General features: G+C 75.4%; 13 protein-coding genes. 8 read left to right on the top strand and 5 right to left on the bottom strand.

The features are described from left to right. Positions 1-129: 129 nt before the first annotated feature. Entirely contained in the window at positions 130-1,206 is a 1,077-nt protein-coding gene (locus tag ACF08D_RS19915) for a hypothetical protein (RefSeq protein ID WP_392224029.1), read from the bottom strand. Positions 1,207-1,312: 106 nt separating this feature from the next. On the opposite strand from ACF08D_RS19915, the gene ACF08D_RS19910 reads away from it, so the two are divergent. The 3 genes from ACF08D_RS19910 to ACF08D_RS19900 all read left to right on the top strand — a co-directional run bounded on the left by ACF08D_RS19910 (position 1,313) and on the right by ACF08D_RS19900 (position 5,155). After that, entirely contained in the window at positions 1,313-1,765 is a 453-nt protein-coding gene (locus tag ACF08D_RS19910) for a DUF4442 domain-containing protein (protein ID WP_392224028.1), read from the top strand. Between the two features lie 175 nt (positions 1,766-1,940). Then, complete coding sequence (locus tag ACF08D_RS19905; RefSeq protein WP_392224027.1) at positions 1,941-4,412, top strand: beta-glucosidase; 2,472 nt, start codon at positions 1,941-1,943, stop codon at positions 4,410-4,412. Between the two features lie 74 nt (positions 4,413-4,486). After that, complete coding sequence (locus tag ACF08D_RS19900; protein ID WP_392224107.1) at positions 4,487-5,155, top strand: DedA family protein; 669 nt, start codon at positions 4,487-4,489, stop codon at positions 5,153-5,155. Between the two features lie 149 nt (positions 5,156-5,304). Here the strand turns inward: ACF08D_RS19900 and ACF08D_RS19895 are convergent, their stop codons facing one another. Further along, positions 5,305-5,835, bottom strand: coding sequence for a gamma carbonic anhydrase family protein (locus ACF08D_RS19895; RefSeq protein ID WP_392224026.1), 531 nt, complete (start codon positions 5,833-5,835; stop codon positions 5,305-5,307). A 132-nt stretch (positions 5,836-5,967) separates the two neighbouring features. Between ACF08D_RS19895 and ACF08D_RS19890 the strand changes: the two genes are divergently transcribed. Further along, complete coding sequence (locus ACF08D_RS19890; RefSeq protein ID WP_392224025.1) at positions 5,968-6,705, top strand: acyltransferase; 738 nt, start codon at positions 5,968-5,970, stop codon at positions 6,703-6,705. 16 nt (positions 6,706-6,721) lie between these two features. Here ACF08D_RS19890 and ACF08D_RS19885 read toward each other — a convergent pair whose 3' ends face one another. Continuing rightward, complete coding sequence (locus ACF08D_RS19885) at positions 6,722-7,588, bottom strand: EamA family transporter (RefSeq protein WP_392224024.1); 867 nt, start codon at positions 7,586-7,588, stop codon at positions 6,722-6,724. A gap of 93 nt (positions 7,589-7,681) precedes the next feature. On the opposite strand from ACF08D_RS19885, the gene ACF08D_RS19880 reads away from it, so the two are divergent. Then, entirely contained in the window at positions 7,682-8,254 is a 573-nt protein-coding gene (locus tag ACF08D_RS19880; RefSeq protein WP_392224023.1) for a helix-turn-helix domain-containing protein, read from the top strand. A gap of 22 nt (positions 8,255-8,276) precedes the next feature. On the opposite strand, the gene ACF08D_RS19875 is transcribed toward ACF08D_RS19880, so the two are convergent. After that, complete coding sequence (locus ACF08D_RS19875; protein WP_392224022.1) at positions 8,277-8,681, bottom strand: CoA-binding protein; 405 nt, start codon at positions 8,679-8,681, stop codon at positions 8,277-8,279. A 93-nt stretch (positions 8,682-8,774) separates the two neighbouring features. Between ACF08D_RS19875 and ACF08D_RS19870 the strand changes: the two genes are divergently transcribed. The 3 genes from ACF08D_RS19870 to ACF08D_RS19860 all read left to right on the top strand — a co-directional run bounded on the left by ACF08D_RS19870 (position 8,775) and on the right by ACF08D_RS19860 (position 13,757). After that, the gene (locus ACF08D_RS19870) at positions 8,775-9,401 is read left to right on the top strand and encodes a YigZ family protein (RefSeq protein WP_392224021.1); all 627 of its coding nucleotides are present in this window, start codon (positions 8,775-8,777) and stop codon (positions 9,399-9,401) included. Positions 9,402-9,567: 166 nt separating this feature from the next. Next, entirely contained in the window at positions 9,568-10,734 is a 1,167-nt protein-coding gene (locus ACF08D_RS19865; RefSeq protein WP_392224020.1) for an exonuclease SbcCD subunit D, read from the top strand. Next, positions 10,731-13,757: an AAA family ATPase gene (locus ACF08D_RS19860; RefSeq protein ID WP_392224019.1), complete on the top strand. Its 3,027-nt coding sequence runs from the start codon at positions 10,731-10,733 to the stop codon at positions 13,755-13,757. Before ACF08D_RS19865 ends, ACF08D_RS19860 begins: the two co-directional genes overlap by 4 nt. Before the next feature lie 29 nt (positions 13,758-13,786). Here ACF08D_RS19860 and ACF08D_RS19855 read toward each other — a convergent pair whose 3' ends face one another. Further along, positions 13,787-14,233, bottom strand: coding sequence for an Lrp/AsnC family transcriptional regulator (locus ACF08D_RS19855; RefSeq protein ID WP_392224018.1), 447 nt, complete (start codon positions 14,231-14,233; stop codon positions 13,787-13,789). Positions 14,234-14,312 lie beyond the last annotated feature (79 nt).

Raw genomic sequence — 14,312 nt, 5'->3', positions numbered from 1 at the left:
CGGTGGCCCTCCGCACCGACAAACGGTTTTCGGCGCGGAGGGGCGCGCGAGGACGGGACGGGCGTACGGCCCGGACCGGGGCCGCCTCAGGCCCCGGTGGTGGCCCCGGGGAAGCCCCCGGGGCCGTGGTCAGGACGCGGCCGGGTCCAGCCGGACGGTGGCGAGGATCTTCTGGATCGTGGCCTCCTCCAGCTCGTCGGGCACACCGGCGTTGGCGTACAGCACCCAGCTCACGAAGTCACCCTTGGAGTTCTTGAAGGAGAAGGCGATGGCCTTGCCGTCCGTGTCGCACTTGCCCTCCTTCTTGGTGTTCAGGGCGGTCGCCGTGGAGACATGGCCGGCCAGGCCCGAAGTCGTCGTGTACGGCTTCGCCTTGGCGACCTTCACCGTGCCCTTGGGCTCCTTCTGGGCGTAGCCCGCCCACACCCAGTTGCCGGCCTCGTTGTAGGCGGCCTCGGAGGTGTTCTTGGCGCCCTGGCCGCCCTTGGTGCCGACCATGGCGAGGCCGTTCTCCTCCTGGCGGCCGTCCTTGTTGGCGTCCTCCGTGCACCACTTGCTCTTGTACTCGGCCGGGGCGGACATGACGACGGCGGGGCTGCCGTCGCCCTTCTTCTCGTCCTCGAAGCCGACGCTGGTGCCCGAGCCGACGACCTCCCACTCGGCCGGGACGTCGAACAGGACGAAGCGCTTGGGGTTGTGGACGACCTTCCAGCCCGGGACGGTCGGCTTGGCGGCGGAGGAGCCGTCACGCGGGTTGTCGGAGGGCGACGGGGCGGCCTCGGAGGCCGGCGGGGCGCTCTGCGAGGGCTTCGGGTCCCCGCCGGCGGTCTTCTTGCCGTCGTCCTTGCCGAGCACCAGGAACCCGGTGACCCCGGCGGCCACCACGACCGCCGTCGCCGCGACGATCGCCACGATCGTGGTCTTCCGCTTGTCGTCCCCGCCGCCCTGCGGCGGTACGGGCGGGCCGGGCATGCCGTACGGCTGGGCCACGGTCGGCTGCTGGTACGGGTTCGGCTGCCCGTACCCGCCGGGCTGGTGCGGCGGGTGGCCCGGCTGCTGGGGCGGAGCGCCCGGCGGTGGCGGCGGGGTCACGGGCTGCTGGTAGCCCGGCTGCTGGTACGGGTTGGGCTGCTGGTACCCCGGCTGCTGGTACGGGTTCTGGTCCTGCGGGTTCTCGCCCCCGGGCGGCTGCTGTCCTGGCCACATGGCGAGTAACCATAGAGGTGTGGGGTGACAGGTGCCACGCCCGCCCCCGGGTCCCCGTACCGGGGATGCCTTCCCACCCTTACTACCGGCTGGTAACTTCGGGGTCATGTCCGAGACCCTGCCGAACATCGGCGACATGCTGCTGGCCACCGTCCCCATGGCCAAGACCCTGAACCTGGAGGTCGTCGAGGCGACCGGCGAGCGGGCGGTGCTCCGCCTCCCGGACCAGGGCGCCTTCCACAACCACGTCGGTGGCCCGCACGCGGGCGCGATGTTCACGCTGGCCGAGTCCGCCAGCGGCGCCATCGTCATCGGCGCCTTCGGCGACCAGATGAACCGCGCCGTGCCGCTCGCCGTCAAGGCGGAGATCGGCTACAAGAAGCTCGCCATGGGCACCGTCACCGCCACGGCCACCCTCGGCCGCACCAAGGCGGAGGTCCTCGCCGAACTCGACGCCGGACAGCGCCCCGAGTTCCCCGTGCACATAGCGATCACCCGCGAGGACGGCGCGGTCACCGGCGAGATGACCATCGTCTGGACCCTGCGCCCCCAGTCCTGACCTCCGCGCCCCGGTCCTGACCTCGCCGCCGCCCCTCCGCGAGGACGGCCGGCGGCACACGGTCCACGCGCGCGTGGTCGGACGCGCGCGGGAAGGCCGCCCCCGCACCCCTCTTCGGGTGCGGGGGCGGCCCTGTTTGACGGCCGATCACCCCGTACGCACTCATAGTGCGCGTATGCCGGAAAACGTCTCGCGGAGAACCACCCTCCGCCTCCTCACCGCCACCGCGGCAGCGGCCGCCGCGACCCCCGCCCCGACCGCCGCCGCCCGCACCGCGGCCCCACACCCCGCCACCTCCGCCGCCTCCGCCGGTGACCGCGCCGACGCGCTGCTCGCCCGGCTCACCCTCGACGAGAAGCTGACCTTCCTGCACGGCGCCAAGGAGCCCCGCGGCCTCGGCCAGGCCGGTTGGATCCCCGGCGTGCCCCGCCTCGGCATCCCGCCCCTGCGCCTCGCCGACGGCCCCGCCGGCGTCCGCGTCCGGGCCCGTGCCACCGCGCTGCCCGCCCCCGTGATGATGGCGAGCGCCTTCGACCCCGCCCTCGCCCGCGAGTACGGGCGCGTGATCGGCCACGAGGGCCGCGCGCTCGGCCAGGACGTCCTGCTGTCTCCGATGGTCAACCTCATCCGCACCCCCTACGCCGGGCGGAACTTCGAGACCTTCAGCGAGGACCCGCTGCTCACCGCCGACCTGGTCGCCGAGGAGATTCGTGGCATCCAGGACGAGGGGCTCATCGCCACCGTCAAGCACTTCGCCCTCAACAACCAGGAGAAGGACCGCACCACCGTCGACGTCCGCATCGGCGAACAGGCCCTGCACGAGACGGAACTGCGCGGCTTCGAGGCCGCCGTCGCCGCCGGCACCGGCGCCGTGATGGGCGCGTACAACAAGGTCGACGGCCTGCACGCGTGCGAGAACCCCGACCTGCTCACCGGCGTGCTGCGCGAACAGTGGGGCTTCGACGGCTGGGTGATGAGCGACTGGGACGCCACGCACAGCACCGCCCCCGCCCTCACCGCGGGCCTCGACATGGAGATGCCCGCCGGCCGCTGGTTCGGCGACGCCCTCCGGGACGCCGTGCGGGACGGCACCGTCCCCGAGGCGGCCGTCGACCGCGCCGTACGCCGGATCCTCACCATCATGGGCCGCTTCGGCCTCCTCGACGGCACCGCCCCCGCGCGCCCCGCCGCCCGCGACCGCGCGGCCGGCGCCCGCCTCGCCCACCGGGTCGCCGTCGCCGGGGCCACCCTCCTGCGCAACGAGCGGGCCACCCTGCCGCTCACCGGCCAGGCCGCCCGCTCCCTCGCCGTCATCGGCCCCACCGGCACCGTCCCGTTCGTCAGCGGCGGCGGCAGCGCCCATGTCGTCCCCGACCGCGCCGACAGCCCCCTCGACGCCCTCACCGCCCGCGCGGGCGAAGGGGCCCGCGTCACCCACGCCCTCGGCGAGGACCTCTACGGCCGCCCGCTGCCCGGCCGCGCCGCGGCGCTCGACCGGCAGCACGTCCCGGCCGGGAAGACGTACACCTTCGAGGGGACGATCACCCTCGACCGGCCCGACGAGTGGACCTTCGTCGTCCACTACGGCACCACCCGCCCCACCGTCCTCGTCGACGGCACCGAACTCTTCGCCGCCCAGGACCGGGAGACCGAACTCTTCGCCGGCTTCGGCCTCGTCTCCACCGCCCCCGACGGGCTCAAGGTCCGCCGCCGCACCCTCGCCCTGCCCGCCGGCCGCCACACCCTGCGCGTCACCGCCACCGGCGAACAGGTCGTCCGGCTGCGCCACCTCACCCCCGCCACTCGCGCGGCCGACCTCGCCGAGGCCGTCCGCACGGCCCGCGCCGCGCACAGTGTGGTGCTCTTCGCCTACGAGGACGCCGCCGAGGGTCGCGACCGCACCACCCTCGCGCTGCCCGGCCACCAGGACGCGCTCATCGAGGCGGTGACCGCCGCCAACCCCCGTACCACTGTCATCCTCAACACCTCGTCCGCCGTCACCATGCCGTGGCTCGACCGGACCGGCGCCGTGCTCCAGATGTACTACCCCGGCCAGGAGGGCGCCGCCGCCACTGCCGCCGTCCTCTTCGGCGACACCGACCCCGGCGGGCGGCTCACCCAGACCTTCCCCGCCTCCGACAGTGCCCACCCCACGGCCGGCGACCCCCGGCGCTACCCCGGCACCGGCGGCGTCCAGGAGTACTCCGAGGGCATCCGCACCGGCCACCGCTGGTACGACGCCGAGGGCGTCGAGCCCCTGTTCCCGTTCGGACACGGGCTGTCGTACACCACCTTCGCGTACAGCGGGCTCGTGGTGACCCCCGCGCGCGGCGGCGGCCTCACCGCGCGCTTCACCGTCCGCAACACCGGCCGGCGCACCGGCGTCACCGTCGCCCAGCTGTACGCCGGGCCCTCGCCGGACCTGGACCTCGACCAGCCCGCCCGGCTGCTGGCCGGCTACCGGCGCGTCGAGCTGCGGCCCGGACAGCTCCGCCATGTCGTGGTCCCCGTCGCCGCGCGCACCCTCTCCTCCTGGGACCCGGACCGGCACGGCTGGGTGCTCGGCACGGGCACCCGCACCGTCTGGCTGGGCACCTCCGCGCGGGACCTGGTGCTCACCGCTCGGGCGCGGGTCCTCCCCGGATGAACCGGTAGGCTGCCCGGCGTGCTCGCCGCGCCGGGCGGCACGGATCACGGATGACGACGACGGAGGAACCGGCTTTGCACGTCCAGGAGTGGCTCGAGACCGTCCCGGCGGTCAGCATCTACGTCCTGGTGGGCGTCGTCATCGGGCTGGAGAGCCTCGGCATCCCGCTGCCGGGCGAGATCGTCCTCGTCAGCTCCGCGCTGCTGGCCTCCCAGCACGGCGACATCGACCCCTGGGTCCTCGGCGCCTGCGCCACGGCGGGCGCCATCATCGGCGACTCGATCGGCTACGCCATCGGCCGCAGGGGCGGCCGGCCCCTGCTGACCTGGCTGGGCGGCAAGTTCCCCAAGCACTTCAGCGAGGGCAACATCGCCCTGGCGGAACGGTCGTTCCAGAAGTGGGGCATGTGGGCGGTGTTCTTCGGCCGGTTCGTGGCCCTGCTGCGGATCTTCGCCGGCCCGCTCGCGGGCGTGCTGCGCATGCCGTACTGGAAGTTCCTGATCGCCAACGTCTTCGGCGGCATCCTCTGGGCGGGCGGCACCACGGCCGTCATCTACTCGGTCGGCGTGGTCGCCGAGGCGTGGCTCAAGCGCTTCAGCTGGCTGGGTCTGGTGCTCGCCGTGCTGATCGGCCTGACGTCGATGCTGGTGCTCAAGAACCGCGCCAAGAAGGCCGCGGCGGCGGCCGAGGCCCGGGCGGCCGAAGCCGCCACGCCCGAACCGGTCGGCGCGACGGCGAACTGACGGTCGGCGCCAGGGGCCGTACGGGGCCCGCCCCGGCAGGCGCCCCAGCTCCCCGGCGTGGCCACCGGGAACAGGCGCCGTCCCGTCCGTGCCGCCCTGCGGCACGCCCGCCCACCACCAGCGGACCAGGGGCGCGGGCCCGCCGGCCGTCAGGACGTGTGCGCCTCGCCGTGCGCGCGGGCCAGCTCCACGTACATCGTGGCGTTCAGCTTGATGCCCTCGCGCTCCTCGTCCGTCAGCTCCCGCTTCACCTTGGCGGGCACGCCCGCCACCAGCGAGCCCGGCGGGACGCGCATTCCCTGCGGGACCAGCGCCTGGGCGGCGATCAGCGAACCGGCGCCGATGTGGGCGCCGTTGAGGACGGTGGCGCCCATGCCGACCAGGACGTCGTCCTCCACGGTGCACCCGTGCAGCACCGCGTTGTGGCCGACCGACACGCGCGCGCCGACGGTGACCGGGAAGCCCGGGTCGACGTGGACGGTGCAGTTGTCCTGGATGTTGCTGTCCGCGCCCAGCACGATCGGGCCGCAGTCGGCGCGCAGGACCGCGTGGTACCAGACGCTGGACCCGGCCGCCATGGTCACCTCGCCGACGACCACGGACGTCGGCGCGGTGAACGCCTCCGGGTGCACGTCCGGCTCCTTGCCGCCCACCCCGGTGATCAACGCCCGCTCAGTCATCGCCTGCTCCTCGTGTTGCGAAAGGTCGCGCCAGGGGAACGGTAAGGGACGGCTGTGGCGGCCGTGACGGTGGGGCGAACATCACAGCGCGCGGCGCGGACCGGCCCCGGCGCGCCCGACTACCGTGGCCGGGTGCCCAAGAACAGCAACACGTTCTCCTCCCTGGCGGCCTGGCGGCGGCGGCTCCTCAGCCGCGCGGTGCACGGCGGCTGGCGGTGGGTGCGGGAGACGGGGGCCGTCACCGCCGAGCGGCCCGGCCCGCTGCGCTTCCGCCGCCTCGGCCCCGGCACCCGGCTGGCCTTCCCGCAGGGCACCGTCTTCGGCGAGCAGTGGATCGAGCTGGGCGACCACTGCATCATCGCCGAGCAGGTCACCCTGACCGCGGGCATGCTGCCCGGTCTCGACCTGGGCCCGGACCCGGTGCTGACCCTCGGCAACGGGGTCGTCCTCGGGCGCGGCAGCCATGTCGTCGCCGACGCCCCGGTGACCATCGGCGCCGACACCTTCTGCGGCCCGTACGTCTACATCACGTCCACCAACCACAGTTACGACGACCCCCACGAGCCGGTGGGCCGGCAGTGGCCGCGCTCCGAGCCGGTGGCGATCGGCCCCGGCTGCTGGCTCGGCACCGGCGCGGTGATCCTGCCCGGCGCCCGCCTCGGCCGGAACGTGGTGGTGGCCGCCGGCGCGGTCGTCCGGGGCGAGGTGCCCGACCACGCGGTGGTCGCCGGGGCGCCCGCCCGGGTGGTGCGCCGCTGGGAGGCCGGCACCGGCTGGCAGCCGCCGCTGCGCACGCCCGCCCCCGTCCCCGTACCCGAAGGGGTGACCCCGCAGCAGCTGCTGGCGCTCGCCGAGCTGGACGACGCCTGACCGCGCGGGCGCGGCGTCAGCCGGCGGCCAGCAGGACGGTGCCCACCAGCGCCAGTCCCGCGCCCGCCGCCTGCACCGCCCGCAGCCGCTCCTTGAGCACGCCCCGCGCGGCGAGCGCCGTCACCACCGGGTAGAGGCTGGCGAGCACGGCGGCCACCGTGACCGGGCCGGCCTGCGCGGCGATCGCGTACGTGCCGTTGGCCGCGACGTCCGCCAGGCCGACGAACGCCAGCGCCGGCAGGGACGCCGCGACCACGCGCGCCCCGCCGTCCTCCGGGAGGGCCCGCCCGCCCCGCTTCACGGAGACCCACAGGGCCGCCCCGCCCACCGCCACATTGGTGACCCGCTGGACGAACAGGGCGAGGAACAGCCCGGTCAGCGTGGTGGACGCCTCCGCGATCAAGGCCATCACCGAGCCGAACCCGAACGCCGCGACCAGGGTCAGCAGCACCGCCTGCCGCCGCACCGGCGCGCCGCGCAGCTCCGGGCCGCCCGCCAGGACGATGCCGGCGACCGCCACCGCGATGCCCGCGAACTGGACCAGCCCCGGCCGGTCGCCGACCAGCAGGCCGACCGAGACGGGGACGACGACCCCGAGGGAGCCGAGCGGGGAGACGACGCCCATCGGGCCGAGGGCGAGGGCCTTGTAGAAGGCGAGCATGGCGACCGGCCCGACGGCCCCGGCCGCCACCGCGTACCAGAGGAGCGGGCCCGCCTCGCTCCAGCCGCCGGTGGCGAGGACGATCGCCCCGAGCACCACCACGGCGACGGTCTGGGAGACCACCACGACCGTGAGCGCGGGCATGCGCCGGGTCAGCAGGCCGCCGCCGAAGTCGGCCAGGCCCCACAGGAGGCTGGTGGCCAGGGCGAACAGTGCTGTCATGGCGGTCCTCGCAGTACAGTGCGGTGAACAGTGGAGTACAGCACACCGTAGTGCAGTCCATTGAACTCTGTCATACAAAATATTGGACGGAATGTGTCGGACCTCGACCAGCTCACGCAGTCACTCGCCCGCAACCTCAAGCGCTGGCGCGGTGAGCGCGGCTTCACCCTCGACGCCCTCGCCGCCCGCGCGGGCGTCAGCCGCGGCATGATCATCCAGATCGAGCAGGCCCGCACCAACCCCAGCGTCGGCACCACCGTGAAGCTCGCCGACGCCCTCGGCGTCTCCATCACCACCCTCCTCGACTACGAGCAGGGCACCCACGTCCGCCTCGTCCCGCGCGAGCAGGCGGTCCGCATGTGGTCCACCGACCGGGGAAGCAGCACCACCCTCCTGGTCGGCGCCGACGCCCGCGGGCCCCTCGAACTGTGGTCCTGGACCCTGATGCCCGGCGACGTCCACGCCTCCGACCCCCACCCGGACGGCACCACCGAACTCCTCCACGTCGGCGCCGGACGGCTCACCCTCGTCGTGGACGGCACCGACCACGCGGTGCCCGCCGGGACCTCGGCCGTCTTCGAGTCCAACGTCCCGCACGCCTACCGCAACGACGGCGCGGAGACCGTCGAGATGACCATGGCGGTCTCCATCCCGCCCGCCCGCTGAGCCGGCCGCCCCGCCCCCGCCCTCACAGCCGCGGGATCTCGATGGCGGGGCAGCGGTCCATCACCATGTCAAGGCCGGCCGCCCGCGTCCGCTCGTACGCCGCCTCGTCGACCACCCCGAGCTGGAACCACACCGCCTTCGCGCCCTTGGCCACCGCCTCGTCGGCGACCGCGCCCGCCAGGTCGCTGTTCACGAACACGTCCACCACGTCCACCGGGAAGGGGATGTCCGCCAGCGAGGCGTACCCCCGCTCCCCGTGGACCGTCTCCGCCTTCGGGTGCACCGGCACCACCCGCTTGCCGAACCGCTGCAGCACCGCGGCCACCCCGTAGGCGGCCCGCGACCGGTTGCCGGACAGGCCCACCACCGCCCAGGTGTCCCCGGACTCGGTCAGGATCCTCGCGATGGTGTCCTTCTCGTCGCTCACGTTCCGCCTCCCGTACGCACGATCTCGTCCGCCCCGGCCAACCCCGCGAGGGCCCCGGAGATTCCCCCGCCACCCCGCGCATAGGGTGGCGGGATGCAGGAGCAGTACCGGACCGTCGCCCACGCGGGCGTGCACGAGACCGAGATCGGCCGATCGCGCTTCCTCTGCGCCCTCGCGCCCGCCGCGACCGAGCAGGAGGCACAGGACTTCGTCGCGCGCGTGCGCGCCGAGCACCCCACCGCGAGCCACCACTGCTTCGCCTACGTCATCGGCGCCGACGCCGCAGTCCAGCGGGCCAGCGACGACGGCGAGCCCGGTGGCACCGCCGGCGTCCCCATGCTCCAGATGCTGCTGCGCCGCGACATCCGCTACGCCGTCGCCGTCGTCACCCGCTACTACGGCGGCGTGAAACTCGGCGCGGGCGGCCTGATCCGGGCCTACGGGGGAGCGGTCGGGGAGGCGCTCGACGCCATCGGCACCCGCACCCGGCAGCGGTTCCGGCTCGCCACCGTCACCGTCGACCACCAGCGCGCCGGGAAGCTGGAGAACGACCTGCGCGCCACCGGCCGGGCCGTCCGCGACGTCCGCTACGCCGAGGCCGTCACCCTGGAGATCGGCCTGCCCGACGCGGACGTCGACGCCTTCCGCGGCTGGCTCGCCGACGCCACCGCGGGCACCGCCCGGCTGGACCTGGGCGGCGAGGCGTACGGGGACGCCTGAGACCGCCCTGATCGGAGGGAAAAGCGAGGTCCGTGACACGGCGGAGGTCCGGCCCCGTTAGCGTGTACGGCGTACACAGGGGCGCCGCAGCGTGTACGGGGTGCACAGGGACGCCCGGGCGGGCGCCGGGGGCGGAGGAGCGGTACATGCGGGACGGAGCGGCACCGTGAGACTGCTGCACACATCGGACTGGCACCTGGGGCGGTCGTTCCACCGGGTCGGGCTGCTCGACGCGCAGGCCGCCTTCCTCGACCACTTGGTCGCCGCCGTCCACGAGCACGACGTCGACGCCGTGCTGGTGGCCGGGGACGTCTACGACCGCGCGGTGCCCCCGCTGGCCGCCGTGGAGCTCTTCGACACCGCGCTGCACCGGCTCGCCGCGGCCGGGGTGCCCACCGTGATGATCTCCGGCAACCACGACTCCGCCCGCCGGCTCGGCGTCGCCGCCGGGCTCATCGAGCGCGCGGGCATCCACCTGCGCACCGACCCGGACGGCATCGGCACCCCGGTCCTCCTCTCCGACGCCCACGGTGACGTCGCCCTCTACGGCCTGCCCTACCTCGAACCCGCCCTCGTCCGCGACCGGCTGAACGCCCCCAAGGCCGGCCACGAAGCCGTCCTCACCGCCGCCATGGACCAGGTCCGCGCCGACCTCGCCCGCCGCGCCCCCGGCACCCGCTCCGTCGTCCTCGCCCACGCCTTCGTCGCCGGCGGCGAGCCCAGCGACAGCGAACGGGACATCACCGTCGGCGGTGTGGCCGCCGTCCCCGCCGGCGTCTTCGACGGCGTCGACTACGTCGCCCTCGGCCACCTGCACGGCAGCCAGACCGTCACCGAACGCGTCCGCTACTCCGGCTCCCCCCTCGCGTACTCCTTCTCCGAGTCCGGCCACCGCAAGACCATGTGGCTCGTCGACCTCGACGGCGACGGGACGGTCACCGCCGAACGGATCGACTGCCCCGTGCCCCGCCGCCTCGCCCGCCTCACCGGCCGCCTCGACGACCTCCTCGCCGACCCCGCGCTGGTCCGGCACGAGGACGCCTGGGTGGAGGCCACCCTCACCGACCCCGTGCGCCCCACCGAGCCCATGGCCCGCCTCGCCGAGCGCTTCCCCCACGTCCTCAGCCTCGTCTTCGCCCCCGACCGGCCCGACGACGACCCCCACGCCTCCTACGCGCGGCGCCTGCGCGACCGCGACGACCACCAGGTGGCCGAGGACTTCGTCGCCCATGTACGCGGCGGAGCCGGCCCCGACGACCTGGAACGCGCCGCGCTGCGCCAGGCGTTCGACGACGTCCGGGTGGACCTGGCCGTGCGCGAGGTGGCCGGATGAGGCTCCACCGGCTCGGCATCACCGCCTTCGGGCCCTTCGCCACCAGCCAGAGCGTCGACTTCGACACCCTCTCCTCCGCCGGCCTGTTCCTGCTCCACGGACCCACCGGCGCGGGCAAGACCAGCGTCCTCGACGCCGTCTGCTTCGCCCTGTACGGAGCGGTGCCCGGCGCCCGGCAGAGCCCCGGCACCCCGCTGCGCAGCGACCACGCCCCGCCCGGCACCCCCACCGAGGTGGTGCTCGACCTCACCGTGGCCGGCCGGCGCCTGGAGATCACCCGCCGGCCCGCCCAGCCGCGCCCCAAGAAGCGCGGCGGCGGCCTCACCACCGAGAAGGCCCAGTCCTGGTTGCGCGAGTACGACGCGGCCGACGGCACCTGGAAGGCCCTCAGCCGCTCCCACCAGGAGATCGGCGAGGAGATCACCCAGCTCCTCGGCATGAGCCGCGACCAGTTCTGCCAGGTCGTCCTCCTCCCGCAGGGCGACTTCGCCCGCTTCCTGCGCTCCGACGCCGAGGCCCGCGGCAGGCTGCTGGGCCGCCTCTTCGACACCCGGCGCTTCGCCGCCGTCGAGGAGCGCCTCGCCGACCTGCGGCGCACCGCCGAACAGCAGGTCAAGGACGGCGACGAACGGCTCCTCGCGCTCGCCCACCGGATGGCCCAGGAAGCGGGCGACACCCCCGACCGGCTGCCCGTCCCGGACGCCCGCCCCGGCGACCCCGGCCTCGCCGGTGACGTCCTGACCTGGGCGGCCGTGGCCCGCTCGGCCGCCCGCGAGGCCCTGGACACCGCCGCCTGCGCCCTGGCCGCCGCCGAGGAGCGGCACACCGCCGCACGCCGCGCCCTGGACGCCGAGCGGGAACTCGCCGAACGGCAGCGGCGGTACGAGGACGCCCGCCGGCGCGCCGCCGCCCTGGACGCCCGCCGGGCCGAGCACCAGGAGTGGCAGGCCCGGATGGAGCGCGGGCGCAAGGCCGAGCGGGTGGCCGGCCCGCTGGCCCTGCGCGACGACGTGGAGCGCGAGAACCACGCCGCGCACCGCGCCCGCGAGCGCGCCGTCGCCGGACTGCCGCCGGACCTCGCCGACGCGGGCGCCGCCCGGCTGACCGCCCTCGCCGGGACGCTCCGCGAGGAGCTGGGCGGCCTCGACACCGCCCGCCGCGCCGAGCAGCGCCGGGCGGAACTCGCCCGCGAGCGCGCCGGACTGGACCGGCAGGCCCACGCCGACGACGCCGCACTCCAGGACGCCGACACCTGGCTGGCCGGGTGGGAGAGCACCCGCCGCGCCCTCCAGGAGCGGGTCGAGGCCGCGCAGGAGGCCGCCACCTGCGCCGAGCACCTGGCCGGCCGCCTCGAACCGGCCCGCCGCCGCCTCGCCGCCGCCCGGCGCCGCGACGCGCTGGCCCAGGACGAGACGGCCGCCGCCACCCGGCTCGCGGACGCCAGGGAGCGGGCCAACACCGCCCATGAGACCTGGCTCGACCTGCGCGAACGCCGTCTGCGGGGCATCGCCGCCGAGCTGGCCGCCGCCCTCGCGGACGGCGAGCCCTGCGCGGTCTGCGGCTCCGCCGACCACCCGCGCCCCGCCACCGCCGACACCGGCCACGTCGACCGCGCCACCGAGGACGCCGCCTACGCGGCCCACACCCGCGCCGACGAGGCCCGCGCGGCGGCCGAACGGGAACTCGCCGTCGTACAGGAGGCGCTGGCCGCCGCCCGCCACGAGGTGACGCCGGACGGGGCCGCCGGAACCGGCCCCGCCGTCGGGGACCTGGCCGCCGAGGTCGCCCGGCTGGAGGAGGCGCACACCGAGGCGCGCGCGCTCGCGGGCGGCGCGCACGCCGCCCGGGAGGAGCTGGGCCGCGCCGAGGAGGAGCAGCGGCGGCGGCTGGAGGTCCGCCGGCAGGCCGAGCGCCGCGCCGCCGCCCGCACCTCGCAGCGCGAGGCGCTCGACCGGGAGCAGAGCGCCGTGGACGCCGCACTGGCGCGCGTGCCGGGCGGTTCCGTCACCGCCCACGCCGCGTCGCTGGAGCACCGGATCGCCCGCCTCACCGAGGCCGCCGACGCCGTGCGGGCCGTCGAGGACACCGCGCGGCGCCTGAAGGAGGCCGACGACCGGCTCGCCGACGCGGCGTTCCGCGCCGGGTTCGACACCCCGGCCGCCGCCGCTGCCGCGCTCCTCGACGACGCCGCGCACCGAGACCTCCAGCGGCGCCTCGACGCCTGGCAGGCCGAGGCGGCGGCCGTCGCCGACCGGCTCGCCGAACCGGACACCCGTGCCGCCGCCGGGCGCCCGCCCGCCGACCCCGCCGCCGCGGGCGCCGCCCGGGACGCCGCCGAGCGGGCCGCCCGCGCCGCCGACGCCGCCCTCGCGGGCCACCGCGAGCGGTGCGCCGGGCTGGACCGGCTGTCCCGCCAGGCCGCCGCCGAGGTACGGCGGCTGGGGCCGCTGCGCGCCGCGTACGAGCGGGTGGCGCGGCTCGCCGGGCTGACCGCCGGCACCTCGGCCGACAACGAGCGCAAGATGCGGCTGGAGTCGTACGTCCTGGCCGCCCGCCTCGAACAGGTCGCCGCCGCCGCGACCGCCCGCCTGGCGCGGATGTCGTCGGGGCGCTACACCCTCGTCCACTCCGACGCCCGGGCGGGCGGCAAGCGGGCCGGTCTCGGGCTGCACGTGGTGGACGCCTGGACGGGCCGCGAACGCGACACGGCGACCCTCTCCGGGGGCGAGACCTTCTTCGCCTCGCTGGCGCTGGCGCTCGGCCTCGCCGACGTGGTGACCGAGGAGGCCGGGGGTGTCCGGCTGGACACGCTCTTCATCGACGAGGGCTTCGGCAGCCTCGACGACCAGACGCTGGACGAGGTGCTCGACGTCCTGGACTCGCTGCGCGAGCGGGACCGCAGCGTGGGCATCGTCAGCCACGTCGGCGACCTGCGCCGCCGCGTCCCGGTCCAGCTGGAGGTCGTCAAGGAGCGCGGCGGGTCCGCGGTACGGCTGCGCGGCGCGGAGGCGCTCGGCGGCTGACCGGCCGCCGAACGCCGCCGCCTGGCCGGTCAGTTGCCGATCGCGCGGCGCGGCAGCGGCGACGAGTAGACGACGCTGGTGGTCACCGGGCCCAGGACGGCGACCCTCGACGCGATCTCCTCCAGGTGCCGCATGGAACGGGCGGCGACCTTCAGCACGAAACAGTCGTCACCGGTGACGTGGTGCGCCTCCAGGACCTCCGGCGTCGTGTCCAGCATGTCGTGGAACGGCTTGTAGTTCCCGGTGGGATGGCGCAGCCGTACGAAGGCGAGCACCGGCAGCCCGAGCCGTTCCGGATCGACCACCGCGGTGTACCCGGAGATCACCCCGGCCTCCTCCATCCGCCGCACCCGCTCGGTGACGGCGCTCGCCGACATGGAGACGGCGCGGGCCAGTTCGGCGAAGGTGGCCCGGCCCTGCTCCTGGAGGGCGGCGAGAATGCGCCAGTCGGTGGCGTCCGGTGAGAATCCGTTCATGGGCGAGGAATAGCAGGGGAATCCCCGGCCGGAACAGTCTTCCACCGGGGATCGTCACTTCATCGGAATGATCAAGAGC

Origin of the sequence: Streptomyces sp. NPDC015131 (genome assembly GCF_043079975.1) — a bacterium.
GTDB lineage: Bacteria > Actinomycetota > Actinomycetes > Streptomycetales > Streptomycetaceae > Streptomyces.
The sequence above is the reverse complement of the archived record's forward strand: the minus strand, read 5'-3'. Positions and strand labels throughout refer to the sequence as shown.